This is a genomic window from Acidaminobacterium chupaoyuni, assembly GCF_047936785.1.
In the GTDB taxonomy this organism is placed as follows: domain Bacteria; phylum Bacillota; class Clostridia; order Oscillospirales; family Butyricicoccaceae; genus Acidaminobacterium; species Acidaminobacterium chupaoyuni.
Map to the genome: position 1 here is coordinate 201,838 of NZ_CP176394.1, position 22,900 is coordinate 224,737.

The window sequence follows — 22,900 nt, forward strand, 5'->3', positions numbered from 1 at the left end:
GTCAACTTCATTATAGAGGTGCTTTCAATATATTTAGTTATTGAAACCATGCGAGTAAAAAGAAGGTTTAAACTCCTTATTCAGTTGTCGCTAATATTCATCTGCAGAAAAAGAGATTGCTTTGACCGGGCATGAGTTGACTGCCTTCATAAGCTTCTCCTGATCGATCTCTTCGCTAATTTCTTTGAGAGAAGCTTTTTTGTTCTGAATTTCAAATAACTCTGGGTAATTTTTTGTACACAAAGAGCACCCCATACAGGCGGATTTGTTGATGGAAGGGCCGCTCTGATTTGCCTTGAGCTGAGGCAGGTCATCATCCTTTACAATTTTCGCTGTGATCCATGAAAAAACAACGATGGCAATGACAGTCAAAACCCAGCGAATCGCCATAAACTCAAATCCCAAAAACTTTAGCTCATTTAGCAGCATCGGGACTTTTATCACTGCCCAAGCGCTTAAAATGATAACCAGATTTCTGACTGAAGCACCTTTTTTATGCAGCATCACGCACAGAGGAAACGCTGCGTAGATTGGGCCCGCAGATATACTTCCAAGCGCAAGAGAAAGAACGACGCCTTTTGCGTTTGCTTCCTTTCCAAGATATTTCATGATTTTTTCCTTGGGAACCCACAAATCCAGGAGGGCGGTCAAAACAAATATGACCGGCATGATCATAATCATTTCTTTTATGTAATAGAAGCTGTTCTTGACAGAGGCAATCCCCATGTTCTGGTCAATAATAAACATTGCAATGTAAGCTGCCGCGATGAACAGGATAAACAGGTTTTCTTTTGCTTTTCGCAGAACCTTCATACAATCACCCCCATAACAAGTGCAATAATAATCGCAAATAGAAAACTCAGCCCGTTTCGCACGGCGGTAAATTTTAAGCCAAACTCACGCTTTTCAAGCGGAAATGTGACGATACCAACCATCGTAAGCGTTGTCAGAAAAGCGACGGAGGGAACTATCCCCACGCCCGCGTGCACAAGCGTACCGACAAGCGGAAAAGCGATAAATGCCGGAATCAGGGTAATTGCTCCGAACGCAGCAGCAATAACAGTGGCCAAAAGTACCGACTGCTTGCCGACAAATTCGGCAATGTTCTCAGGCGGGAATACAGTCAGGATCAAACCAATCAAAAAAATAATGGACAAAATACTGCCCAGCATTCCTTTGCCCATGCCAAACGCCATTTTGAGAGCCTGCTTTGTTTTCCCCTTATCCTTGGCAAAAGAAAATATTAGGAATATGGCGGTTCCGATCCACATTGCCAAAGTCAATACATCCATGTGATACCTCCTATAATCTGTTTGATCAGATTATAGAGGGTATTATTCAATTGAAATAGACACCTATGTTTCTTTTTGCTATAATATTCAAAAAGGAGCGGTCTATATGATAATTGAGAAAATACGGCACATTCCCTTGCTTTCGGAAATGGATACCGCCGTTTTGGATAGATGTGTTACGGAAAATCAGCTGTTTGTAAGGCATTACTCGAAGGGCGCGACGGTACACCATCAGCATGAAGCCTGTTCTGTGCTCGACGTTGTTTTATCAGGAAAGCTTGTTGCGTATTCATTGTCGGAAAACGGTTCAGCGATTACAATGTTCGAGTTTCAAAAAAACAGTATTATCGGAGCCAATTTGCTGTTTGGAGAAAACACCAACTATCCGTTGAATATTTACGGCGTAACACCTTGCGACGTGCTTCATATATCGAGAGACGCAGTTATGGAATTTCTTCATGATTATCACTTTGTCATGCGGTATATAAAATCTTTGTCTCTGAATTCCCAAGGCATGAATCGAAGGATTACAATGCTGACCCAAAAAACTCTGCGTGAGAATTTAATGGACTATCTCAGGCAACAATCCATTATTCAAGGCTCTTCGAAAATCGTCCTTCCTTTCAGCAAAAAAGAACTGGCAGACTACTTGGGCGTGCAACGACCGTCGCTGTTCAGGGAACTGAAAAAAATGAAGGACGAGGGTATCATTGAAATTGATAACCGCACGATTCAGTTATAAAAGCTCAAACTGATTTTTGTAAAACTTCAGAACGCCGTCGTCCCTGAGCTTTGACAGTTCAGCCGACATTGCGCTGCGCTCGACGGAAAGGTAATCCGCAAGTTCCTGCCGGTTGAATGGAATGCAAAAGTGACTGCTTCCCGATTTCTTGGCCTCAGCCGAAAGGTAGGCCAAAAGCTTTTCACGAGTGGTGCGTTTCGAGGTGAATTCAATTTTCTGCGTTAGCGATATGTTTTTCATGGATACGATACTCAACATATTCTGAATGAGCCTGCTGTGAAAACCACACGCCTTGGCGCATGGGACGGCCAGCCTGTGACAGTCGATAAAGAGAAGTTCACTTTCGGTCGTTGTGATTACACTGACCGGAAGCGTTTTCATTTCCGCACAGGCAAAGGATTCCCCGAACAAATTTCCAATGTCAATTTTTCCGAGGATACTCCTGTTTCCGTAATAGTCATCCTGAACAACCTGAACCTGTCCCGATAGAACGATGCCGAATTTTTCGATGCTTTCGCCACTGGAAAATACGGTTTGAGCTTTTTCAAAACGAACCGATTTCGCGGCCAGGCACGATAGAAGTGGCTGTAAATCAGCCTCTTCAATACCCTTGAATAATCGTACTGTTTTCAGCACATCCAAATAATTTTTCATAAAATCCTCTTTCGTTGGAATTCCAACCGACTTATTGATTTAAGAATAGTAAACTCAAAACATAAAGTCAACAATAACCTGATGAAACACACTCGGAAAAAGAGGTGAACGGAACATGATTCGAAAAATTATCAGAATTGATGAAGAGAAATGTAACGGCTGCGGCCTGTGCGCAAAAGCCTGCCACGAAGGGGCAATCGGAATGGTAAACGGAAAAGCGAAGCTTCTCCGCGACGATTATTGCGACGGTCTCGGAGACTGCCTGCCAGCCTGCCCGACAGGAGCAATTAGCTTTGAGGAACGCGAAGCAAAGGAATACGACGAAGCCGCCGTGAAAAAAAGCAAGCTGAACAAACAGGGAGAAACGCTGGCCTGCGGCTGCCCAGGCACACAGTCTAAAACCATCCATCGGGAAAATGAGTGTGAGGCCGTCTATCCAAATATCAGTGAAAACAAAAGCCAGCTGTCACAGTGGCCCGTCCAAATCAAACTTGCGCCGGTCAACGCTCCGTATTTCGCGGACGCCAACCTCCTGATCGCCGCCGACTGTACGGCCTATGCTTACGGAGATTTTCACAACAGGTTTATCCGAAACAAGGTGACCCTGATCTGCTGCCCCAAGCTTGACGAAGGGGATTACAGCGACAAACTCACGGAGATCATTAGGAACAACAACATAAAAAGCGTTACAGTCGTCCGGATGGAAGTTCCCTGCTGCGGCGGAATTGAAAACGCGGTAAAACGGGCGCTCCAAAACAGCGGCAAAATGATTCCCTGGCAGGTTGTCACGATTTCGACCGATGGCAGAATACTTGATTGAAAGGGTGGTACGCGCAATGATAGAAAAAGAATATAAGCTGTCCAGAACCAATGAAAAAGCGATAGAAAAAGTCATATTTGACGAAAACCTGCATTACCTCCACATGGTGTTCAACAAGGGCGAGGGACTGCCGGAGCACTTATCCAATTCAAACGTGTATATGACCGTCATTCGCGGAAGGCTCTCCATCGGCCTTGATGATCAGGAAATCCATGAGTACGAGGCCGGGACTCTGCTGAAAATCCCGTTTCAAACCAAAATGAATGTAAGAAATATGCATGAAGAAACGCTGGAGTTGATCGTCGTAAAGGCGCCCGCTCCGAAAAGCTGAGAAAGCGAAGGAGGAACCCGGATGAAAAAGTATAGGTGTATTCCCTGCGGGTATATCTATGATCCCGCGCTTGGTGATCCCGACAGCGGCATCGCGCCCGGTACGGCATTTGAAGCTTTACCCGATGATTGGCAGTGCCCGATTTGTTTTGTAGGTAAAGATGAATTTGAACCTGTTGAAGACTAAATTTTAAAGGAGGAAGCAAAAATGAGTATGTTTTGTTATCAGTGTCAGGAGACCGCCGGAGGAAAGGGCTGCGCAGTGCGCGGCGTCTGCGGAAAAACCGAAGAGGTCGCAAAGCTTCAGGATCTTCTGATTTACACCCTCAAAGGTATCTCGCAGATCGTAATCAAAGGGAAGCTCGATGTTAAAAGCCTCGGCGAGACAAACTATGAGGTGCTCAGCAGCCTGTTTATGACCATCACCAACGCAAATTTCGACGATGGCTCTCTTGAAAAGCAGATCATAAAAATGATCGCCGAAAGAGACAAGCTCAGAAATTCTAATGCTTCTGCGGGTTTACATGATGCGGCCACTTTCACGGTAAGTTCAAGAGAATCCATGCTGGAAAAGGCCGCTACCGTCGGCGTGCTGTCAACCGCAAACGAGGACGTGCGTTCTCTCCGCGAGATGATCACATACGGCCTTAAGGGTATGGCCGCTTACGCCGAGCATGCTAAAAACATCGGGAAAGAAGATTTGGCAATCAACACCTTCATTTATGAGGCGCTGGCTGCAACGCTGGACGACTCCCTCTCCGCCGATGATCTGGTGGCGCTTACGCTGAAAACAGGCGAATACGGCGTCAAAGTCATGGCTCTTTTGGACGAGGCCAACACATCGAGGTTTGGTAATCCTGAAATCACCGAGGTCAATATCGGTGTCAGAAAAAATCCTGCGATCCTGATTTCCGGCCATGACCTGACCGATCTGGAACAGCTTTTGGAGCAGGCCAAAGGCACCGGTGTTGATGTTTATACCCACAGCGAGATGCTGCCCGCCCACTATTACCCGGCTTTCAAGAAATATGACAACTTTGCCGGGAACTACGGCAATGCATGGTGGAAGCAGCTTGAGGAATTTGTCTCCTTCCATGGCCCCATCCTCTTTACTACCAACTGCATCGTCCCGCCCAGAAGCGAGGAGGTCCGGGGCAGAATCTTTACCACGGGTTCCACCGGCTATCCCGGCTGCAAGCATATTGAAGCTGATGAGAACGGCAAAAAGGACTTTTCCGAGATCATCGCGCTTGCCAAGACTCTTCCGGCACCTGATGAAATTGAGACTGGCAGCATTGTCGGCGGCTTTGCCCATAATCAGGTGATGGCTCTGGCAGACAAGATCGTCGATGCCGTCAAATCCGGTGCGATCAAAAAGTTCTTTGTTATGGCCGGCTGTGACGGACGTATGAAGTCCAGAGAATACTACACCGAGTTTGCGGAGAAGCTCCCGAAGGACACGGTGATTCTTACGGCGGGCTGCGCGAAGTATCGCTATAATAAACTGAAGCTGGGCGATATCGGCGGTATTCCGAGAGTTCTGGACGCCGGGCAGTGCAACGACTCCTATTCTCTGGCGGTCATTGCCCTGAAACTCAAAGAGGTGTTTGGACTCGACGATATTAACAAGCTGCCGATTGCTTTCAATATCGCCTGGTACGAGCAGAAGGCCGTCATCGTTCTCTTGGCTTTGCTGTACTTGGGCGTGAAGAACATCCACCTCGGCCCCACGCTGCCGGGCTTCCTGTCTCCCAATGTGGCCAAGGTGTTGGTTGAAAAATTCGGTATTGCGGGTGTCGGAACAGTTGATGATGATATCAAACTGTTCATGAATGCCTGATTCAGAAAGGAATATCAGTATATGAAAGCGATGATTGACAGGGAAGGCTGTATTTCCTGCGGGCTATGTGCATCCACCTGTCCGGAGGTATTCCGGATGGCCGATGACGGACGCGCGGAGATTTGCGCGGACCCTGTTCCTGAATCTGCGAAAGGTACGGCGGCAGAAGCGCGGGATAACTGTCCCGTCTCTGTTATCACGGTAGAATAGCCATGAATCAGCACCCTTCTGAATGGTTTTAGCAGTTCAGAAGGGTGCTTTAATTGGAACTCTCAGAGGGCAAGGGGTGTAAAATGAACCATATTGGGCAAGTAATAAATGCTATGATCGCGTATTACGCCGGGGATGTTCGGCGAATCAACCATTTCCTGAAGGTGTATAGTTTTGCCAAGACAATCGGAGAGATGGAAGGATTAGACGAAAGCACGCAAGAGATTATTGAAATCGCGGCGCTTACTCATGACATTGGGATTAAAAACAGCGAGAAAAAGTACTACAGCTCCGCTGGGAACTATCAGCAGATTGAAGGTCCGCCTGAAGCAAAAAAGCTTCTGGAGGGGTTAGGCATCGAATCGAGTGTTATTGACCGCGTTTGCTGGCTTATTGCGCATCATCATACCTATACCGACATTCAGGGAATCGATTATCAAATACTGGTTGAGGCGGACTTTCTTGTTAATTTTTATGAGGATAATATGTCGAATGACTCCGTTCACAGTGTCGGGAGTAAAATATTTAAAACATTGAGTGGTAAAGCTATTCTAAACGCAATATATGCATAAAGGAAAATTAAATCAACAATTAGTATGAATCGAAAAAAGCGGTCTTGGCAGAATTGAACTGTCAGGCCGCTTTTAATCTATTATCTGGAGGTTTTATGATGACAACGGAAGAGAAAATACTTGATTCTCAACAAATAGCCCTACCCTTACCTGACAACATCGGGATAACTCAATCTTCGGGATTAGACCATCACGCAGTTTTTTCTCGTCAGAGAGTGGATGTGTTTAAGGACGAGGATATTGCCAGCACCCAAAGTGCTCGCCAGCACAAAGATGCCACCGACCTTGTCTGTCAGCCCACTTATCAGCAGGCAGTTGGAACGATTGGATATACTGACCACAAGGGAGTTAACAACCAGTTTGTCAGTGAGGATAAGTGTATCGTGGAACGGACCAGCCTCATTCGCCGCCTGACACCTTTAGAGTGTGAACGACTGCAGGGCTTTCCTGACGGCTGGACAGACATACCAGACGCCTCAGACAGCGCCCGCTACAAAGCTCTTGGCAACAGTGTGGCGATTCCTTGCGTGGAGTTTGTGTTACAGGGCATTGCCGCTGTCCTTCGCACGGCAAGATAAATCTATAATATGCTTCGTTTTGCTGGTGTTCTTCGTTGGAGTTGGTAATAGCTATTACTTCATCTTCTCGCTATACTGTGCTTGCAAATCAAAGAAAGGAGCGACCAACATGGAGAGCACAAAGAACCTCTGCGCGCAGATTCCAGAATCTCTGCACGCCAGAGTTCGTTCTGAACAGGAGCAGTCAGGCAAAACGCTGAGCCAGTACATTACAGAACTTATCACAAAATACTATGATTATCAGAAAGAAGGAAAGAAAATGGATGGAAACAGGACAATGGCATTCCAGATCTCCGAGGAACTCTTCCAGAGGCTGAAGCGTTACCTCGACAGCGAATCCGAGCGCACCGGCCACAAGGTCAGTCAAAAGGAGTTCGTGCTGGGACTTATCCAGCAGTCGTTGGATGATGCGGGCATCGAGTAAAGAACAACAAATCATTGGGGCTGCCGTGAGGTGGCCCCTAACTTTTTGGAGGTGATCATTTGTATATCTACCCCGATAACCTCAAGGCCAAGGCGACGCTCTGGCTGTGGGAACTGCGGGATGTGGGTATTGTCGGCGTAGGCCTTTTGCTTTCTGTTTTTGCGCTGGCCCAACTCCATTTCGCCGTTCCTATTGTCATGACTGCGGTATACGCCTTTCTCGCCATCCGCTTTGAGGGCACCAGCATTCTGGATTTCATAAAAAACGCTTTCGGCTTCTTTTTCGGGAAGCCGCAGGTCTACGAATGGAGGATGTAGCCTATGGGCAGAAAAGAGAAAAAAGCCGCGAAGGAGAAGCTGTCGACCCGGCAGCTCCTTGCCATCGACGGCATCACCGATTACAGCCTGCAGACCGCTCACGGGGAGCTGGTCTTTTTTTCTATCAAGCCGACCAACATCAGCGTCCTGTCTGATGCCAGCGTCGCAGCTCGGATCTATGCGCTGATGACCGTCCTCAAAGGCATGACCGAGCTGGAGATGCTCTGCATCAATAGCCGTGAGAACTTTGAAGATAACAAGCGATATCTCAAAGAGCGCATTGATGCGGAAAATCTCCCGCCCATCCGAAAGCTGCTGGAGCAGGACGCATCCAACCTCGACCGCCTTCAGGTACAGATGGCGACCGCCCGTGAGTTCCTTATCATCATCAGACTCAAGGATGAAAAAGAGTCGGAGCTGTTCCCTTATCTCTCCCGCATCGAGAAATCCCTCAAAGATCAGGGTTTCACCGTGCGACGCGCTGACAGTTTCGATATCAAGCGGCTTCTCGGCGTCTATTACGAGCAGAACGTGACTACAGAAGTCTACGAGGATTTCGACGGTGAGCGTTGGGTGATTCTCGGAGAATAATCGGTATCAAGATCCATCAATAAACTAAATCATGGCCGTGGGAGTATCCCATCGGTCATGCGGCATAGGGGCTCCCTCGGCAGAAGGAGGCAGATAACCCCTATGGCTAAAGGCAGAAAAAGAACGACGGCGCCGGAGGCGAAGTCAAAGGACTTCCTTGACATGATCGCTCCGTCCGTCATCAAGTTCAGTACCGACCACATCATCTGTGGCAACACCTTCCGATGCGTCTGGGCGCTCAGAGAGTATCCCACCGCCACTGAGGAGCAGGCAATCCTCCGCCACCTCGGAGAAAAGGACGGTGTGACGCTCCGCATCTACACCCGTCAGGTCACGCCCAACGAGGAAAAAAAGATCATCCACAATGCGGCCAATAAGAACCGCATGAGCAAATCCAACACCAACGACCTCCAGCAGACCGTCACTGCCGAGAGCAATTTGCAGGATGTGGTGACGCTGGTCAACGGCATGCACCGCAATCGCGAACCGCTCCTCCACTGCGCGGTCTACGTCGAGCTCATCGCTCATGATTACGACGCGCTCAAGCTCCTCCAAACGGACATCCTCACCGAGCTGGTGCGGAGCAAGCTCAACGTCGACCGGCTCCTGCTTCGCCAGCAGCAGGGCTTCCTCTGCGTTGGCCCCAGCGGGTACAACGCCTTCGGCAGCCAGTTCGAGCGCGTCCTGCCGGCCAGCTCCGTCGCCAATCTCTATCCGTTCAATTATTCCGGCAAGACGGACGCCCACGGTTTTTATATCGGCAGGGATAAGTTCGGCAGCAACATCCTCGTGGATCTGGACAAGCGTGACGACGATAAAACCAACCCCTGCTGTCTTATCCTGGGCAACAGCGGCCAGGGCAAGAGCTATCTGCTCAAGCTCCTGCTGTGCAATCTCCTCGAGTCGGGGAAGAATGTTCTCTGCCTCGATCCCGAGCATGAGTATATCGACCTCGCGGAGAACTGCGGTGGGTGTTTCACCGACCTCATGTCCGGGGAATATCTCATCAACCCCATTCAGCCCAAGTCATGGGATGAGGATGGCGGCGGGGACATGGACGCTCCACAGGCGTTCCGGCAGAGGACGAAGCTCTCCCAGCACATCTCATTTCTCAAGGACTTTTTTCGCTGCTACAAGGATTTCGATGACCGGCATATCGACGCCATCGAGATCATGTTGGGCAAGCTCTACGCCAAGTGGGGCATCAGCGACCGCACCAATTTCAGTCGAATGCAGCCCGAGGATTACCCCATCCTCTCGGATCTGTACGAGCTCATCGAAACTGAATACAAGGGCTACGACGAATCGAAATACCAACTCTACACAGCCGAGTTGCTGCAGGATATTCTGTTGGGGCTCCACTCCATGTGCCAGGGCGCCGAAAGCAAGTTTTTCAACGGACGCACGAACATAAAGAGCGACCGCTTTATCGTGTTCGGGGTGAAGGGCGTGCTCCAGGCCAGCAAGAACGTGCGAAACGCCCTGCTGTTCAATGTGTTGTCCTTCATGTCGGACAAACTGCTGACCGAGGGAAACACCGTCGCGTCAATAGACGAGCTGTATCTGTTTCTCACCAATCTGACGGCTATCGAGTATATCCGAAACTTCATGAAGCGGGTCAGAAAGAAGGAGTCCAGCGTGATCCTCGCCAGTCAGAACCTTGAGGACTTTGCCATCCCCGGCATCGCCGAGCTGACCAAGCCCCTGTTCAGCATCCCGACCCACGCATTCCTGTTCAATGCCGGCCAGATCGACAAGCGGTTTTATATGGATACGCTCCAGCTTGAAGAATCCGAGTACAACCTCATCCGCTTCCCCCAGCGGGGCGTATGCCTGTATAAGTGCGGCAACGAGCGATACAACCTCGCCGTTCACGCCCCGGCATATAAAGAGAAGCTGTTCGGCAAGGCTGGTGGACGGTAATGGCGCTCACTGCGGCAGCGGCAGCCAAAATTGCCGCAACCGTTCTCACTAACGAAAAGCTGCGCAAAACTGCTGGCTGGATTATTGCGGCGATCCTCTCTCCGCTCATCCTGCTCCTCGTTATCATCTGCAGTTTTATGTCGGGCGGCGCAGACCACAATGTGCAGGCGCTGGAGCTTTCGTATTACGGCGGTATGATCGCCGGCGAGGTGCCAGAGGCATACCGTCAGCATATCGAGGATATTCGAGCCAGCTTCGCCATCCTCGAGGGCAACATCGCATCCATCAACGCTATGACCGAGAACGGTAACGGCCTTGACTCTCACCGGGTCAAGGCCATTTTTTATTCTCTGTTTTTCGGCGCTGAAAATCCAACAGAAGTGGGTATCGCGCAGTTCGCCGACTGCTTTGTCACCTATGAGCAGCGCACCAATACATGGATGGACGATGACGGCGTGGAGCATAACGACACCTACACCGTGGCCGTTCCCCTCCCGCTCGAAACTGCCTACGCCAACATCCAGAGCGTCATGGGCGTAAGCATCACTGACGCTGTGCGTGAAAATGTCACAGCGATCATGCTTCGGACGCAGAGCGGCGGCGATACCTTCTCCGGCGCATATCTGCGGGGCGACGGAACCAGCATCGAGCTGGATGTCTCGGCGTTCACAGATCCTACAACCAAAAACAATCTCGACCTTGTGGCCTACGCCGTGAGCGCGTGGGAAAACGGCTGGGGGTATGTGTGGGGCACATATGGTTCCGTCCTCACCGATTCGTTGTTTGCGTACAAGCTGGAGCAGTACCCGGAGGGCGTGGGCAACTACGCAGATTTCATCCGCGAGAATTGGCTCGGCGGCCGCACCACAGACTGCGTTGGACTGATTAAAGGTTATGGCTGGCTGGACGTCAGCGACATGAGCATCGGTTACGGCACAAACGGGATGCCGGACATCGGCGCGGATTCCATGTACGAAAACGCCTCAGTCAAGGGGGATATGTCCTGCATGCCCGACACACCGGGGCTGGCCGTATGGCACAGTGGACATATCGGCGTCTACATCGGAAACGGCGAGGTCATCGAAGCCATGGGAACCAAGTACGGCGTAGTCAAGACGCAGCTCTCGGAGCGGAGCTGGACGGCATGGCTGGAGATCCCGTATATCAACTATATTACTGTGGAGGAAATACGATGAGTGAAGAAAACAGAAAACTGCGAGTCCTGTGCGTAGAACCCGGCAAGCCTCCGGAGGTAAAAGAAATCGGCTCAGACCTCACCAGTCTTCAGGCAGAGGTTGCTGGTCTGATGGAATGCGTTTATATGGATGACGCAGTGGTACTTGTCTGCAATGAGGAAGGCAAGCTCAACGGCATGGAAATGAATCGACGGCTCGGAGATGACATCATTTGTGGGCCATTCTTTCTTGTTGGCGATGATGGTGAGGGCGACTTTATCTCCCTAACAGATTCACAAATTGATAACTGTCAGGAACGCTTCGTGCAACCGGAACAGTTCGCAGAGCACGAACCCAACGCCGAGCCCTTCATGCGCTTTATCACATTTTGACTGGAGGAATTATTTTGAGCACTATAAATATCACTATCTCATTCGATGAGGAAAAGTTGAAAGCTCTGGATTTCACTCTCAGTAAAGACAATACTACCGCGCAGAAGCGTGTCGAAAAGATGCTCCTTGATCTTTATGAGAATACAGTACCGGAAGCGTTGCGAGAATATGTTGATAGCAGGAGTACACCTCCCGCGCCCAAGTCCAAGCGTCCGTCGAGGCCCGCAGTTAAGAAGGCGGCAACAGAGCCAAAGCCTTCTTTTCCTGTTGTTGCGCCGGTAAAGGAGGTCGAACAAAATGGCTGACGATATTTCTCTCGAACTGTGGATGGACAGACGCAGGTTGGCGGCGCTGGAGCGCGTGATGGCAGAGAGCGGCACAGATACGCAAACGGTCATGCAGGCCCGCTTCGATGAGTTGTATCGTCAGTATGTCCCGGCGCAGGAGCGCACCGATATCAACAACGCCATCGAAGCGGAACGACTCGCCGCCGAGCGGCTGGCGGAAGAACGCCGCTGCGTCTGTGCTTTCCATGTAACGGAGAATGGGCAGAGCCTGTATTTTTCCGTAGACAATGGTCTCGAACTGCTGGATGCGGCGAAAAAGGTGCGCTCGTATCTGACTGCGGAGCCTGCGGCAAAGCCCTCCAGCTTCGACAAAATGTTCCTGCACCCAACTGAGATCTCCACAGAGAGGTTCGACGAGTTGGTAGGCATTCGCATGGAGAACACCGGCAAGGTCACCGGCGTGTTCGATATTGATTTCGACAAACGGGAGTTCTCCGCTGTCAATATCATGGACGGCTGGAAAACCTTTGCCCTTGGCGATGTATCCGCCGCAGCCTATCACGCAACCCGAAAGCATCTGCTCTCCGTTGACCAACAGTACGAGCGCCTGCTGAACCGTCTGAGCGGCAAGGGTATCACCTCGGCAGGGCATCTCAGCTCCCGCAACATTTCCTTCTCAGATGAAATCATCGGAGATGACGGCAAGCTCAATTTCTATATGGACTGTGCCTTCGATGTGGATGCGGTGTTCGGGACGAATGTATGCACCAGCGAAAATGACGACTATCTGAATGTCTACGCCAACTACGACATGGAGTCTCAGCAGGTTTGTGACGAATTGAGTATCGTGCTGTGGAAGGGCGATGACAACCCTGAAGAAATGACCTACACGCTCAACGCCGCTGAAAAAGAAGTACTGCGCCGCGCCATGGATGATTACTGCCTCAAGCAGACCGGAATGACGCTGACCAATTACTCCGTCCAGCGCATGGCCGAGGACGCATCCCCAACGATGGAGCCGACGATGTAGGTTGCAATTTTACATCTTTGTATTTTGTGCACCGACTTTTTCGTTGGTGTTGGTGAATAGCTTTCCATCGCGGATTGTGGCATTGTGTTGACAAGGCTGATAAAGCCAAAAACAAATAGACAGGAGAGTTGAAGAATGGATACAATTAGAGCTATGGAATTACAGGAGAAAATCTCGCGCGAGGCATGTGCAATGATTGCGCTTGCCGGTAAAGACGCAGACGTGAGCAACCATGTGCGAACGGTTGAACTCATCGGAAAGGCGTGGGGCCTGTCTCAGGTGAAGACTGAAGAAATACTGGAGAATGTCCGAAAAGGACAGACGGATGGCTTGCCCGATGAGATGATAAGCGACCGCACCCTGCTGGCGAACTGGTCGGGGTTGGAAATCCTTGATGTTCAGTCAGATTTGTTCGAAACAGCAATCCGGCTTGATACCTGCGGTGAGCGCACAACGCTGTTTAACATGGCACAGGAAATCGGTGAAACGCAGAACCTGCTGGACTGGATTGAGCAGACCCCGGCTGAAAAGCAGGCATGGATGGCTCCAGCCAACTAAGCTCAGTCACAGCGACAAGGCCGTCCCACACGCTGGGACGGCTTCGCTCGTTCACCACGCCTTGCGCCTGTGTTCGCCCCGTGTGGCGCTTTTCGGGCAAGGGAGGCATCCGTACCCCTGCGCGCCTTTGGAACGCCGTGTCGGGGGCTGTCGGGAAGGGTGAACCCCCCTATCGAAAAGAGTACAGGATAAAGAGGTGGCGTCAAAAACGCCGCCGCCTCGCTTCACACCGCCCCGCAATGCGGGTCGGGGAACGGTTTTCGAGAATAGAGCCATGATGTCATTTTTCGCAGATTTGGTCAACCGTGATATCATCGCCGCCCGAAAGCACAGCCATAAGAGGATTTCCCGTGCGCCATCCCCGGCGTCACGGGCTTTTTTATTGAAACGGAGGAAGCACAATGGCAAAAGAAAAATACAGATTTCCGCTGCGTCTCACGCCCGAGGTACAGCACATGATGAAAGAGGCCATGCCGCACGACAACAGCCAGAGTCAGAATGAGTATATCGAGAAGGCCATCCGCTTTTACTCCGGCTACCTCATGACAAAGGACAGCACGGAGTATCTCACGCCGACGCTGGTGGAATTGCTGCGCGGTACGCTGGACAGCTTCGGCGCGCACATCAACCGCAGCCTGTTCCGGCTGTGTGTGGAGAACGCCATCATGGAAAACATCCTCGCCGCCGGTCTGGAGATGCGGGACGATGAACTCAAGAAGCTTCGCGCGCGGTGTATCGCGGAGGTCAAGCGCACCAACGGCCGCCTCTCCTTCGAGGACAACCTCCGCTTCCAGCAGGGCGAGGATATGGACTAAGCCATGCCGCGGCTCATCTTTATCTCACCATACCTCAAGGGCGGCGGTGGGAACGCGCCGCATCTTTCGTATCTCGTCAAGTACATCGCCACACGCCCCGGCGCCGCTCCCGCGCCGGACGAGAGCGGCAAGCTCCCGGCTACGGTGAAGCAGAAAGAGCTCATCGCAAATCTCGCCCGTGACTTTCCGCTCACCAAGCGGCGCTTTGAGTACGAAGACTTTCTGGCGAACCCGACGCGGGAAAACGCCTCGGACTATATACAAGTTGCCTTGGAGCAGAACCTCGACCAGCTCGGCAAGCGGGAAAACTATGTGGACTACATCGCCACACGCCCCGGCGCTGTTCGCTCCGGGGCGCACGGCCTGTTCAGCGGCGGCAGCGACAAGCTGGTGATCGCTCATGTGCAGAACGAGGTGGCGAATCACTCCGGCAATGTGTGGACGCCCATCGTGTCCCTGCGGCGGGAGGATGCGTCGGCCATGGGCTACGAGGACGCGGAGAGCTGGAAAACGCTCCTGTCCTCCTGCGCCTCCGACTTCGCCAAGGGCTACAAGATCAAGCCGGAGAACCTCAGATGGTACGCTTCGTTCCACAACGAGTCACATCATCCCCACGCGCACATGATCATCTACTCCGCCGACCCCTCCGAGGGCTTCCTCACAAAAAAGGGAATCCAGCAGATCAAGTCCGGCTTGGTGGCACGGATCTTCCCCGAGCAGCTCCAAGAGCTGTACACGGCGCAGACCCAGCGGCGGGACGCACTGGTGGCAGACGCCCGCACAGTCATGCAGGGGCTGACGGAGCGCATGGAGAGCGGTGTCCTTCGGAACGAACGCATCGAGAAGCTCATGGTGCACCTCGCCGGCCGTCTGCAATACCTCTCGGGGAAAAAGCAGTATGGCTATCTGCCGGCCAAGCTGAAAGCTGTGGTGGACGAGATCGTGGGTGAGCTGGAGAGGGATGAGCGTATCGCCGAAGCCTATCGCCTGTGGTATGAGCTGAGAAACGAGGTGACCGCGTCCTATCGCGACACGCCGGACGCGCCGCTCCCGCTCTCCCAGCAGAAGGAGTTCAAGCAGATCCGCAACGCCGTGGTCACGGAGGCTGTGAAGCTCATGGGACGGCAGTTCACCTTTGAGGAATCGCCGCAGGCCGACGCGCTGTTCCCGGCTGAGAATACAAACGCCGTACCTCCTGACGATGCCGAGCCGGTTGAAGCGGTGGACGCGGCACAGCCGGAGCGCAACGCCGCTCCCGTCGTGGAATGGAGCAGACGGTATAAGCAGGCGCGCAAATATCTCTACGGCTCTGACAACACGCCAAGAGATTTCGCAAAAGCCTACGCCCTGTTTTTATCCGAAGCCGAGCGCGGCAACGCCCTCGCCATGCACGACCTCGGCCGGATGCTGGCGGATGGGCTGGGCGTGGAAGCCGACGCGGAGCTGTCATATGAATGGTACGCAAAAGCTCTGGCGGCGTTTACTGCCGCGGAGCAGGCCGAACCGTGGGACTATCTCGAATACCGTATCGGCAAGCTGTACGCGGCGGGGCTGGGTACGGAACAGGACTATGGAGCGGCGGCGCGCTGGTTTTCCATGGCCGCGCCGGAGAACAAATACGCCGCATACTCTCTCGGCGGGCTTTACTATCATGGGCATGGCGTGGAGCAGAGCTTTGAACGGGCGCTGGCGCTCTACCGGCAATCGGCTGACAGTGGCTTCCCATACGCCGCCTTTTCTCTCGCCAAGATGCTGCGGGATGGGATCGGCACAGCGCCGGACGCCGCCGAAGCGGACAAGTATTTCCGCATGGCTTTCTCCGGCTTTCGAACTCTCGAAAAGAAGAATCATGACGATAAGCTCCAATACCGGCTTGGCTGGATGCTCCTAAACGGCGTTGGCACGGAAAAGGATATCCCCGCCGCGCTGGAATACTTCGAGGAATCCGCAAAGCTGGGAAACCCCTTTGCGTCCTATCAGCTTGCGAAGTACATCCTCGCCGACGAAAGCTCCGCGCCCATCCGTGTGCGGGAGGCTGTCGCTTATCTGCGCCGCGCCGCCGACTGCGGGAACCCCTTCGCCCAATACGCGCTGGGAAAGCTCTATGCCGAGGGAAACCGCATCCAAAAAAACATCCCCGAGGCGCTCCGGCTTTTGAAGCTCGCCGCCGACCAGGGCAGCGACCTTGCCATGTACCGGCTCGGCAGGCTGTATCTCTCCGGCGAGGATATCCCCAAGGACACGGCCGCCGCCATCAGGTGGATGACGGCCGCCGCGGAGAAGAACGATGAGTACGCCCAATATGCCCTCGGCAAGCTCTATCTCACCGGCGAGGGTGTGCAAAAGGACGAAGACGCCGCCGTGGGCTGGTTCACGCTCTCGGCGGCGCAGGGCAATGTCTATGCTCAGTTTTTCCTTGACCACATAGACAGCTTCCGTGATCCGTCCATCTTCATGGCGGCGACGAGGCTGCTGCATCACATGAGCCGGGTGTTCAGTGACGCGCCTCCCGCACCGAGAACCGGCCCCGGCGTTAAGCTCGACCGCAAGCTCCTGCGGAAGCTGCGGGAGAAGAAAATAGCCCAGGGTCACAAGCGGGACGATCACGAACAGGAAATGACAATGTAATAATCGCTTCAGATGAAATGAGCGGCACGCGCATTTGTGATTTCAGCTTCACTTTTGATTCGATACACTGTGTGTAGTGAATCAAAAAGCAATGAGCATCCACGGATCATATAGATTTGGCACACAGCGTGTGCCGATTATACGACAAGGAGGTGTGCGTCATCGCACAGTATATTCATTTCACAGACGAGCAGAAACTCCGGGCCAACTCTGTCGACCTCACTGAGTTTCTGCGGCGGCAGGGCGAGAGGCTGATACCGTCCGGAAGGGACAAGCGACTCGCCTCCGACCACAGCATCACTGTGCGGGGCAACCAATGGTTCGACCATGCCACCGAGCAGGGCGGCCTCGCCATCGACTTTGTTCAGAGCTTCTACGGCGTTTCCTTCCCCGAGGCGGTGACGAGGCTCCTTGGCGGCGAGAGCGGCGTCGTTTATGAGCAGGCAAAGAAAGAGGCTGAACCGGAGCGCAAGCCCTTCGCCCTGCCGCCAGCAAATGGGGATATGCGCCGGGTCTACGCCTACCTTCTGCAAAAGCGCCGCATCGACCGGGAGATGCTGGACGCCTTCGTGCGGGAGAAGCTGGTGTACGAGAGCTGCGAGCTCTCCAAGGATAAGACAAAGGAATACCACAACGCCGTGTTCGTCGGATTCGATGAACACGGCGTTCCCCGTCACGGGCATAAGCGGGGACTCTACACCCAGGGGCAGAGCTACCGCGGCAACCTTGAGGGCAGCGACCCCCGGTACAGCTTTCACCTTGCGGGGACGGGCGACCGGCTCTATGTGTTTGAAGCGCCCATCGATCTTCTGTCCTTCATATCGCTCTATCCCAAGGACTGGCGGGAGAACAGCTATGTGGCGCTCTGCGGCACAGCGGAGCACGCCATGCTCTGGATGCTGGAGCAGAATCCGCAGCTCCAAAAAATTGCCCTTTGCCTCGACAGCGATGACGCCGGCAGAAAAGCCGTCGACAGGTTGACCGGCATCCTCGCCGAGCGAGGCTACACACAGGCCGTCCCTCTGCTCCCCAAGCGGAAGGATTGGAACGATATGCTGGCAGCTCCCGCAGACGAACAGGAGCAGGGACTGACGATGAAAATGGGATGAGGTGAACAGAGAATTGCAGTCACAAGTTTTATTGCTGATAGGGATCGCCGCAGCCATGTTTGCTGTCATTGGCGGGCTGTCCCTGCTGGCGCATTATTATACCCTCAACGGCATCAAGAGCAAGACCGTGGGCGACGGCCAGCACGGAACGGCGCGCTGGGCAACAAAAAAGGAGATACAGCAGACCTACAAGCATATCCCGTTCAGACCCGAGGCGTGGCGGCAAGGCAAGGAGCTGCCCACAGACCAGGGCATCATCCTCGGGTGCACGGGCAGAAAGAACGAGGTAACGGCGCTGGTAGATACCGATGACGTCCACTGCCTCATGATCGGCGCGTCCGGCGTGGGCAAGACCGCGTTCTTCCTTTACCCCAACCTCGAATACGCCTGCGCCACAGGGATGTCTTTTTTATGCACGGACACCAAGGGGGATCTGTTCCGGAACTACGGCGCCATCGCCAAGGAGCATTACGGGTACAGCATCTCCGTCATCGACCTCAGAAGCCCAACCCGCTCTGACGGCAACAATTTGCTGCACCTCGTCAACCGCTACATGGATATCTACCGCAGGGAGCCAGAGAATCTCTCTGCCAGAGCCAAAGCGGAGAAGTACGCCAAGATCATCTCCAAGACCATCATCAACTCCTCCGGCGACAGCGCCAACTACGGACAAAACGCATTCTTCTACGATTCCGCCGAAGGACTTCTGACCGCTGTTATTTTGCTCCTGGCAGAGTATATGCCGCCCTCTGACGAGGATCACACCGAGCGTCGGCACATCATCAGCGTGTTCAAGATGGTGCAGGAGCTGTTGGCGCCCTCCCGCATCAAGGGAAAAAATCAGTTCCAGCTCCTCATGGACAAGCTTCCCCCGGAGCATAAGGCGAAATGGTTTGCGGGCTCTGCCCTAAACAGTGCGGAACAGGCTATGGCTTCGGTCATGTCAACCGTACTATCTCGACTCAACGCTTTTCTTGATAGTGAGATGGAGCAGATCCTCTGTTTCGATACAGCCATCGACGCCGAGAAGTTCTGCAACGAAAAAAGCGCCATCTTTATCGTACTGCCCGAGGAAGATCTGACAAAGTATTTCATGGTCAGCCTTATGATTCAGCAGCTCTACCGTGAGATCCTCGCCGTGGCTGATGAGAACGGAGGCAAACTCAAGAAGCGCGTGGTGTTCTATTGCGACGAGCTGGGCACCATTCCGCCCATCGAGTCGCTGGAACTTATCTTTTCCGCCTCCCGCTCACGCGGCCTGCTCATGGTTCCCATCGTGCAGAGCTTCGGTCAGCTTCAGAAGAATTACGGAAAAGAGGGCGCGGAGATCGTGGTCGACAACTGCCAGGACACCATCTTTGGCGGCTTTGCCCCCAACAGCCAGACGGCCGAGGTGCTGTCCAAGGCGCTGGGCAGCCGCACTGTCATGAGCGGCAGTATCTCCAGAAGCAAAAACGACCCCAGCCAATCGCTCCAGATGATGGAGCGCCCTCTACTCACGCCAGATGAACTAAAGTCTCTGCCCAAAGGCCAGTTTGTAGTCATGAAGACTGGTACGCACCCCATGCAGACGCGCCTGCGACTTTTCCTTGATTGGGGTATTGTCTTCCATAACCAATACTCCGTCCCAGAGAAAGCCCAGCGCAAGGTGGCATATGCAGACAAGACTGAACTGGAGCAGAGCATCGTGCGTCATCATCTATCCTGTGTGTCAGAGGACAATATCGACGCGCCAGTGGGAAAAGCGGATGGAGGTATGCTGCACACTATGACCGCTGAACAAAAACGGGAGAATCAGCGCCAGCGCCGCTCTCCTGTCCGTACACAGTAAGGAGAGTTTTGTATGAGTTATTTTGGATCTATATACGCCCAAGAGGAACTGCCTCACAGGGCTAAGTCTGTTTATATGTACCTGCGCGACAGGACGAACCCCAGCGGTACTTGCTGGCCGGGGATCAACACCATCGCAAAGGATCTGGCTATCTCACGCTCCACCGTAAAACGGGCTTTACAGGATCTCGTACAGCATGGTTATTTAAAAAAAGAACTGCGCTACCGAAAAAACGGTAGCAGCAGTTCGAATATGTATCTGGTTAAAAAGGATCTCTCATAACGCCGGCGAAAAATATAATCTTCCGCCAAGGGGGTACTGTTGCCATTTGATGAACCGGGGAGCGGTTCATGATGACCCACCTTGAAGGACCCATTTGAACAGAGAACGTTAACATCAGAGAAAGAACAAAGGAAAGATAGCAGAAGACTTGTTTTAATCCTCTAATCCGAAAAAGAAATCATCATAGGTGCAGCCATAGATTTTTTTGAGCTCGATAATGACGCTGGCTCGAATATTCAACTCACCGGCTTCATACTTCGCATAGCAACTCCGCGCAATGTCACATCCCCGGCGTTGAAGTTCAGCACAGAGCTTTTCCTGCGAAAGACCGCTTGCGTCTCTAAGCCTTCTCAGATTATCGCCCATATTTCGGTCACGCCGTATTTTCTGCTCCATTCAGCTGCCTCCCTCCATAAATGATTGACCAGTATTGGTTGCAACTGAAGATATTGTATGATATTATTTTCCTGATTATTGTCCGTGATACTGGTCGGATTTTGGAGGCTTGAGATGAGAAGTAAAACTTGCTGCTTTTCAGGGCACAGAAAGATACCGCCCATGCAATCTGAACAAATTGCAGAGCGGCTTAGGGCAGAGATAATGGGTCTTATTTCAGCTGGCTATGTGTCTTTCTTTGCTGGAGGCGCGCTCGGTTTTGACACAATGGCAGAACTGGCGGTGCTGAAAATCAAACAAAGCTATCCGCAAATCAAACTCACGCTTGCTCTTCCCTGTAAAACACAAACCCGTGGTTGGGACAAAAATGACATCCAGCGCTATGAAGAAATAAAGAGAAAGAGCGACAATGTCATATACACTTCTGAAGAATACACCAGTGGCTGCATGTTCAAACGGAACCGCTACTTAGTGGACAACAGCTCAGTATGCGTCTGCTATCTCACAGAAGATAGTGGCGGCACGGCGCACACAGTAGGCTACGCAAAAAAAGAGGGTCTCAAAACTATCAATCTGGCTTGAGGGAGCTTCGATATGGACAAGAAAAAGATAGATGGCGCCAAACGAGCAATCGAGCAGATTGCAAAGAAGAATCACGCAACTGTGGAAGAAGTAAGGCTCCAAATTAAAGTCTCAATGATTAACGGGCTTGTGAGTGAGGATCCGAAGATAAAATCATTCTGGCAAAGCATTCCGTGTGAAGGAGAGATCCCGACGCCAGAGGAACTGATTGCGTACACTGCAGATATAGTCCGGAGAAAAACAAGAGGGGAATAAAATGGATATGTCTTTGGTACAGCTAAATGAAAATATTAGAGCCTTTATGAAACCAAGAATGCAAGTCCATACTCTGTAAAGTATAAAAGATGCTACCTTAACACGGTAGCATCTTTTTCCCCTTTATCAGCGAAATCCGAATAAAGTGTTGATTAGCTCAATCCAGACAGTGAGCGCATAACCAGGTCTACATCTTGATTTTCAAGTTCCTGAATGATATGTAAATATGTTTTTTGAGTCGTTGTCATACTGGCGTGACCTAATCTACGAGCCACACTTGCGATTGAAACTCCAGCAAAGAGCAGAATGGAGGCGTGCGTGTGCCGAAGTCCGTGGATGGATATTACAGGAATATTGAGCCTACTGCAATGCCGAGCCAATAAATCGTTCACAGTCGAATTGTAAATATTGCCCTTCACGAAGATAGGCTGATTGTCGGGCAGTCCCTTAACGAGCTCAGAAAACTGGATAACCGTCTGCCAATCAATCTGTATCTTCCGTACAGATGATTTGTTCTTTGTTGGCTGAAATCCGCCTTGCCCTTTGTAATCCCAAGTTTTGCTGATAGAAAGAGTCTGATGTGAGAAATCAAAATCCTTGGGTGTGAGAGCCACTGCTTCGGAGAACCTCATTCCTGTTTTTGCAACCAGTAAAATGAACCAATCCCAGTTGACTTCTCCCTTTAGATTAAGGGATGTCAGCAGTGTATGCAACTCAAACTGGTTCAGATACTTCATCTTCTTCTGTTTCGGTGCTTTTCCTTTGATGATGGCTTTTCTTGTAGGATCTCGAGCAATCAGACCTTCATCCACTGCGTCAAGGATTGCCCCTTTCAGTTGATGGTGAAAATCCATCGTTGTCTGTCTTTCGTGGAACTCGGCATAGTCATTCAAAAGCTGTTGATATACTATGCGTGTCAGTTCACACACTTTGAGTTCGGGTATCTTCTGCTGTTTCTCCTGACGATGGCAAAATCACTTCTCCGCCTTTGCTAAAAACAGCTTGGGGAGTCGCGTCGGCAAAAGTATCAACCTCTCTGATAATCGGCTGATATTTGGTATAGAGCCGACCATATAGAATAATCGGTATTCCTGACTCTCGTAAATCGGATTTTGTGTACCCCTGACCTTTGCTAAACTCGGCAAGTTCCCCCAACTTACGCTGTTCCCAAGATAAAGGAAAAGAGCCAAGGACAATCCTTGACTCTCTACCTGTTTCTGAATAATATTCATCTTTCGGCTGTAAAGCCACTATTTTGTGCTTCATA

29 protein-coding genes and 1 pseudogene are annotated in these 22,900 nt (G+C 51.8%); 24 read left to right on the plus strand and 6 right to left on the minus strand.

Annotated elements, in window-relative coordinates; translation table 11 throughout:
• Positions 1 to 90: 90 nt before the first annotated feature.
• Positions 91 to 813, minus strand: a complete 723-nt coding sequence (locus ACJA3I_RS00995) for a permease (RefSeq protein WP_302306202.1) — start codon at positions 811 to 813, stop codon at positions 91 to 93.
• Positions 810 to 1,292 carry a permease gene (locus tag ACJA3I_RS01000; RefSeq protein ID WP_128742635.1) on the minus strand — a complete coding sequence of 161 codons (483 nt, stop codon included), beginning with the start codon at positions 1,290 to 1,292 and terminating at the stop codon, positions 810 to 812. The genes ACJA3I_RS00995 and ACJA3I_RS01000 overlap by 4 nt, the downstream gene beginning before the upstream one ends.
• A 106-nt stretch (positions 1,293 to 1,398) precedes the next feature.
• Between ACJA3I_RS01000 and ACJA3I_RS01005 the strand changes: the two genes are divergently transcribed.
• Positions 1,399 to 2,034: a Crp/Fnr family transcriptional regulator gene (locus ACJA3I_RS01005; RefSeq protein WP_458862911.1), complete on the plus strand. Its 636-nt coding sequence runs from the start codon at positions 1,399 to 1,401 to the stop codon at positions 2,032 to 2,034.
• On the opposite strand, the gene ACJA3I_RS01010 is transcribed toward ACJA3I_RS01005, so the two are convergent.
• Entirely contained in the window at positions 2,029 to 2,688 is a 660-nt protein-coding gene (locus ACJA3I_RS01010) for a Crp/Fnr family transcriptional regulator (RefSeq protein WP_458862912.1), read from the minus strand. The two genes, ACJA3I_RS01005 and ACJA3I_RS01010, sit on opposite strands and share 6 nt — an antisense overlap.
• Before the next feature lie 115 nt (positions 2,689 to 2,803).
• Between ACJA3I_RS01010 and ACJA3I_RS01015 the strand changes: the two genes are divergently transcribed.
• The 21 genes from ACJA3I_RS01015 to ACJA3I_RS01115 all read left to right on the plus strand — a co-directional run bounded on the left by ACJA3I_RS01015 (position 2,804) and on the right by ACJA3I_RS01115 (position 20,400).
• The gene (locus ACJA3I_RS01015) at positions 2,804 to 3,508 is read left to right on the plus strand and encodes an ATP-binding protein (protein WP_458862913.1); all 705 of its coding nucleotides are present in this window, start codon (positions 2,804 to 2,806) and stop codon (positions 3,506 to 3,508) included.
• Between the two features lie 16 nt (positions 3,509 to 3,524).
• The gene (locus tag ACJA3I_RS01020) at positions 3,525 to 3,839 is read left to right on the plus strand and encodes a cupin domain-containing protein (protein ID WP_458862914.1); all 315 of its coding nucleotides are present in this window, start codon (positions 3,525 to 3,527) and stop codon (positions 3,837 to 3,839) included.
• A gap of 21 nt (positions 3,840 to 3,860) precedes the next feature.
• On the plus strand, positions 3,861 to 4,025 hold the full coding sequence (gene rd, locus ACJA3I_RS01025) for a rubredoxin (protein ID WP_120152628.1): 165 nt from the start codon (positions 3,861 to 3,863) through the stop codon (positions 4,023 to 4,025).
• 21 nt (positions 4,026 to 4,046) lie between these two features.
• Complete coding sequence (gene hcp, locus ACJA3I_RS01030) at positions 4,047 to 5,678, plus strand: hydroxylamine reductase (RefSeq protein ID WP_120152629.1); 1,632 nt, start codon at positions 4,047 to 4,049, stop codon at positions 5,676 to 5,678.
• Positions 5,679 to 5,708: 30 nt separating this feature from the next.
• The gene (locus ACJA3I_RS01035) at positions 5,709 to 5,888 is read left to right on the plus strand and encodes a ferredoxin (protein ID WP_458863806.1); all 180 of its coding nucleotides are present in this window, start codon (positions 5,709 to 5,711) and stop codon (positions 5,886 to 5,888) included.
• Between the two features lie 83 nt (positions 5,889 to 5,971).
• Positions 5,972 to 6,460: an HD domain-containing protein gene (locus tag ACJA3I_RS01040; RefSeq protein WP_458863807.1), complete on the plus strand. Its 489-nt coding sequence runs from the start codon at positions 5,972 to 5,974 to the stop codon at positions 6,458 to 6,460.
• A 98-nt stretch (positions 6,461 to 6,558) separates the two neighbouring features.
• Positions 6,559 to 7,038, plus strand: a complete 480-nt coding sequence (locus ACJA3I_RS01045) for a DNA cytosine methyltransferase (RefSeq protein ID WP_458863808.1) — start codon at positions 6,559 to 6,561, stop codon at positions 7,036 to 7,038.
• A gap of 109 nt (positions 7,039 to 7,147) precedes the next feature.
• Entirely contained in the window at positions 7,148 to 7,462 is a 315-nt protein-coding gene (locus ACJA3I_RS01050; RefSeq protein ID WP_458862915.1) for a 4-oxalocrotonate tautomerase, read from the plus strand.
• Positions 7,463 to 7,521: 59 nt separating this feature from the next.
• Entirely contained in the window at positions 7,522 to 7,779 is a 258-nt protein-coding gene (locus ACJA3I_RS01055) for a hypothetical protein (RefSeq protein WP_458862916.1), read from the plus strand.
• A 3-nt stretch (positions 7,780 to 7,782) separates the two neighbouring features.
• Entirely contained in the window at positions 7,783 to 8,370 is a 588-nt protein-coding gene (locus tag ACJA3I_RS01060; RefSeq protein ID WP_458862917.1) for a hypothetical protein, read from the plus strand.
• Between the two features lie 102 nt (positions 8,371 to 8,472).
• Positions 8,473 to 10,293 carry a VirB4 family type IV secretion system protein gene (locus ACJA3I_RS01065; RefSeq protein WP_458862918.1) on the plus strand — a complete coding sequence of 607 codons (1,821 nt, stop codon included), beginning with the start codon at positions 8,473 to 8,475 and terminating at the stop codon, positions 10,291 to 10,293.
• Positions 10,293 to 11,489, plus strand: coding sequence for a hypothetical protein (locus ACJA3I_RS01070; protein WP_458862919.1), 1,197 nt, complete (start codon positions 10,293 to 10,295; stop codon positions 11,487 to 11,489). Before ACJA3I_RS01065 ends, ACJA3I_RS01070 begins: the two co-directional genes overlap by 1 nt.
• Positions 11,486 to 11,860, plus strand: coding sequence for a DUF3846 domain-containing protein (locus ACJA3I_RS01075; protein ID WP_458862920.1), 375 nt, complete (start codon positions 11,486 to 11,488; stop codon positions 11,858 to 11,860). Before ACJA3I_RS01070 ends, ACJA3I_RS01075 begins: the two co-directional genes overlap by 4 nt.
• A 14-nt stretch (positions 11,861 to 11,874) precedes the next feature.
• Positions 11,875 to 12,165: a DUF6103 family protein gene (locus ACJA3I_RS01080; protein ID WP_458862921.1), complete on the plus strand. Its 291-nt coding sequence runs from the start codon at positions 11,875 to 11,877 to the stop codon at positions 12,163 to 12,165.
• Complete coding sequence (locus tag ACJA3I_RS01085; protein ID WP_458862922.1) at positions 12,158 to 13,177, plus strand: hypothetical protein; 1,020 nt, start codon at positions 12,158 to 12,160, stop codon at positions 13,175 to 13,177. The genes ACJA3I_RS01080 and ACJA3I_RS01085 overlap by 8 nt, the downstream gene beginning before the upstream one ends.
• Positions 13,178 to 13,312: 135 nt before the next feature.
• Positions 13,313 to 13,735, plus strand: coding sequence for a hypothetical protein (locus tag ACJA3I_RS01090; RefSeq protein WP_458862923.1), 423 nt, complete (start codon positions 13,313 to 13,315; stop codon positions 13,733 to 13,735).
• A gap of 401 nt (positions 13,736 to 14,136) precedes the next feature.
• Positions 14,137 to 14,550 carry a hypothetical protein gene (locus tag ACJA3I_RS01095; protein ID WP_458862924.1) on the plus strand — a complete coding sequence of 138 codons (414 nt, stop codon included), beginning with the start codon at positions 14,137 to 14,139 and terminating at the stop codon, positions 14,548 to 14,550.
• A gap of 3 nt (positions 14,551 to 14,553) precedes the next feature.
• Positions 14,554 to 17,178 (plus strand): MobP3 family relaxase, encoded by a 2,625-nt coding sequence (gene mobP3 / locus ACJA3I_RS01100; protein ID WP_458862925.1) that lies wholly within the window; start codon positions 14,554 to 14,556, stop codon positions 17,176 to 17,178.
• 116 nt (positions 17,179 to 17,294) lie between these two features.
• Positions 17,295 to 18,287 carry a DUF3991 and toprim domain-containing protein gene (locus ACJA3I_RS01105; protein WP_458862926.1) on the plus strand — a complete coding sequence of 331 codons (993 nt, stop codon included), beginning with the start codon at positions 17,295 to 17,297 and terminating at the stop codon, positions 18,285 to 18,287.
• A gap of 13 nt (positions 18,288 to 18,300) precedes the next feature.
• Positions 18,301 to 20,118, plus strand: coding sequence for a VirD4-like conjugal transfer protein, CD1115 family (locus tag ACJA3I_RS01110; protein ID WP_458862927.1), 1,818 nt, complete (start codon positions 18,301 to 18,303; stop codon positions 20,116 to 20,118).
• Between the two features lie 12 nt (positions 20,119 to 20,130).
• Positions 20,131 to 20,400 (plus strand): helix-turn-helix domain-containing protein, encoded by a 270-nt coding sequence (locus tag ACJA3I_RS01115; protein ID WP_458862928.1) that lies wholly within the window; start codon positions 20,131 to 20,133, stop codon positions 20,398 to 20,400.
• Positions 20,401 to 20,553: 153 nt separating this feature from the next.
• Here ACJA3I_RS01115 and ACJA3I_RS01120 read toward each other — a convergent pair whose 3' ends face one another.
• Complete coding sequence (locus ACJA3I_RS01120) at positions 20,554 to 20,796, minus strand: helix-turn-helix domain-containing protein (RefSeq protein ID WP_458862929.1); 243 nt, start codon at positions 20,794 to 20,796, stop codon at positions 20,554 to 20,556.
• Between the two features lie 114 nt (positions 20,797 to 20,910).
• Here ACJA3I_RS01120 and ACJA3I_RS01125 point away from each other — a divergent pair, with 114 nt between their 5' ends.
• Positions 20,911 to 21,378, plus strand: coding sequence for an SLOG family protein (locus ACJA3I_RS01125; protein WP_458862930.1), 468 nt, complete (start codon positions 20,911 to 20,913; stop codon positions 21,376 to 21,378).
• Positions 21,379 to 21,390: 12 nt separating this feature from the next.
• Entirely contained in the window at positions 21,391 to 21,633 is a 243-nt protein-coding gene (locus ACJA3I_RS01130; RefSeq protein ID WP_458862931.1) for a hypothetical protein, read from the plus strand.
• Between the two features lie 152 nt (positions 21,634 to 21,785).
• On the opposite strand, the pseudogene ACJA3I_RS01135 reads toward ACJA3I_RS01130, so the two are convergent.
• Positions 21,786 to 22,559 (minus strand): annotated as a pseudogene (locus tag ACJA3I_RS01135) (site-specific integrase); the annotation flags it as partial.
• Positions 22,555 to 22,899, minus strand: coding sequence for a restriction endonuclease subunit S domain-containing protein (locus tag ACJA3I_RS01140; RefSeq protein WP_458862932.1), 345 nt, complete (start codon positions 22,897 to 22,899; stop codon positions 22,555 to 22,557). The gene ACJA3I_RS01140 and the pseudogene ACJA3I_RS01135, both read right to left, overlap by 5 nt.
• Position 22,900 lies beyond the last annotated feature (1 nt).

Bases quoted from the DNA above. Each gene is read 5' to 3' on its own strand.
- ACJA3I_RS00995 (WP_302306202.1), bottom strand. From the start codon at position 813: ATGAAGGTTCTGCGAAAAGCAAAAGAAAACCTGTTTATCCTGTTCATC.
- ACJA3I_RS01000 (WP_128742635.1), bottom strand. From the start codon at position 1,292: ATGGATGTATTGACTTTGGCAATGTGGATCGGAACCGCCATATTCCTA.
- ACJA3I_RS01005 (WP_458862911.1), top strand. From the start codon at position 1,399: ATGATAATTGAGAAAATACGGCACATTCCCTTGCTTTCGGAAATGGAT.
- ACJA3I_RS01010 (WP_458862912.1), bottom strand. From the start codon at position 2,688: ATGAAAAATTATTTGGATGTGCTGAAAACAGTACGATTATTCAAGGGT.
- ACJA3I_RS01015 (WP_458862913.1), top strand. From the start codon at position 2,804: ATGATTCGAAAAATTATCAGAATTGATGAAGAGAAATGTAACGGCTGC.
- ACJA3I_RS01020 (WP_458862914.1), top strand. From the start codon at position 3,525: ATGATAGAAAAAGAATATAAGCTGTCCAGAACCAATGAAAAAGCGATA.
- rd (WP_120152628.1), top strand. From the start codon at position 3,861: ATGAAAAAGTATAGGTGTATTCCCTGCGGGTATATCTATGATCCCGCG.
- hcp (WP_120152629.1), top strand. From the start codon at position 4,047: ATGAGTATGTTTTGTTATCAGTGTCAGGAGACCGCCGGAGGAAAGGGC.
- ACJA3I_RS01035 (WP_458863806.1), top strand. From the start codon at position 5,709: ATGATTGACAGGGAAGGCTGTATTTCCTGCGGGCTATGTGCATCCACC.
- ACJA3I_RS01040 (WP_458863807.1), top strand. From the start codon at position 5,972: ATGAACCATATTGGGCAAGTAATAAATGCTATGATCGCGTATTACGCC.
- ACJA3I_RS01045 (WP_458863808.1), top strand. From the start codon at position 6,559: ATGACAACGGAAGAGAAAATACTTGATTCTCAACAAATAGCCCTACCC.
- ACJA3I_RS01050 (WP_458862915.1), top strand. From the start codon at position 7,148: ATGGAGAGCACAAAGAACCTCTGCGCGCAGATTCCAGAATCTCTGCAC.
- ACJA3I_RS01060 (WP_458862917.1), top strand. From the start codon at position 7,783: ATGGGCAGAAAAGAGAAAAAAGCCGCGAAGGAGAAGCTGTCGACCCGG.
- ACJA3I_RS01065 (WP_458862918.1), top strand. From the start codon at position 8,473: ATGGCTAAAGGCAGAAAAAGAACGACGGCGCCGGAGGCGAAGTCAAAG.
- ACJA3I_RS01070 (WP_458862919.1), top strand. From the start codon at position 10,293: ATGGCGCTCACTGCGGCAGCGGCAGCCAAAATTGCCGCAACCGTTCTC.
- ACJA3I_RS01075 (WP_458862920.1), top strand. From the start codon at position 11,486: ATGAGTGAAGAAAACAGAAAACTGCGAGTCCTGTGCGTAGAACCCGGC.
- ACJA3I_RS01085 (WP_458862922.1), top strand. From the start codon at position 12,158: ATGGCTGACGATATTTCTCTCGAACTGTGGATGGACAGACGCAGGTTG.
- ACJA3I_RS01090 (WP_458862923.1), top strand. From the start codon at position 13,313: ATGGATACAATTAGAGCTATGGAATTACAGGAGAAAATCTCGCGCGAG.
- ACJA3I_RS01095 (WP_458862924.1), top strand. From the start codon at position 14,137: ATGGCAAAAGAAAAATACAGATTTCCGCTGCGTCTCACGCCCGAGGTA.
- mobP3 (WP_458862925.1), top strand. From the start codon at position 14,554: ATGCCGCGGCTCATCTTTATCTCACCATACCTCAAGGGCGGCGGTGGG.
- ACJA3I_RS01115 (WP_458862928.1), top strand. From the start codon at position 20,131: ATGAGTTATTTTGGATCTATATACGCCCAAGAGGAACTGCCTCACAGG.
- ACJA3I_RS01120 (WP_458862929.1), bottom strand. From the start codon at position 20,796: ATGGAGCAGAAAATACGGCGTGACCGAAATATGGGCGATAATCTGAGA.
- ACJA3I_RS01125 (WP_458862930.1), top strand. From the start codon at position 20,911: ATGAGAAGTAAAACTTGCTGCTTTTCAGGGCACAGAAAGATACCGCCC.
- ACJA3I_RS01130 (WP_458862931.1), top strand. From the start codon at position 21,391: ATGGACAAGAAAAAGATAGATGGCGCCAAACGAGCAATCGAGCAGATT.
- ACJA3I_RS01140 (WP_458862932.1), bottom strand. From the start codon at position 22,899: ATGAAGCACAAAATAGTGGCTTTACAGCCGAAAGATGAATATTATTCA.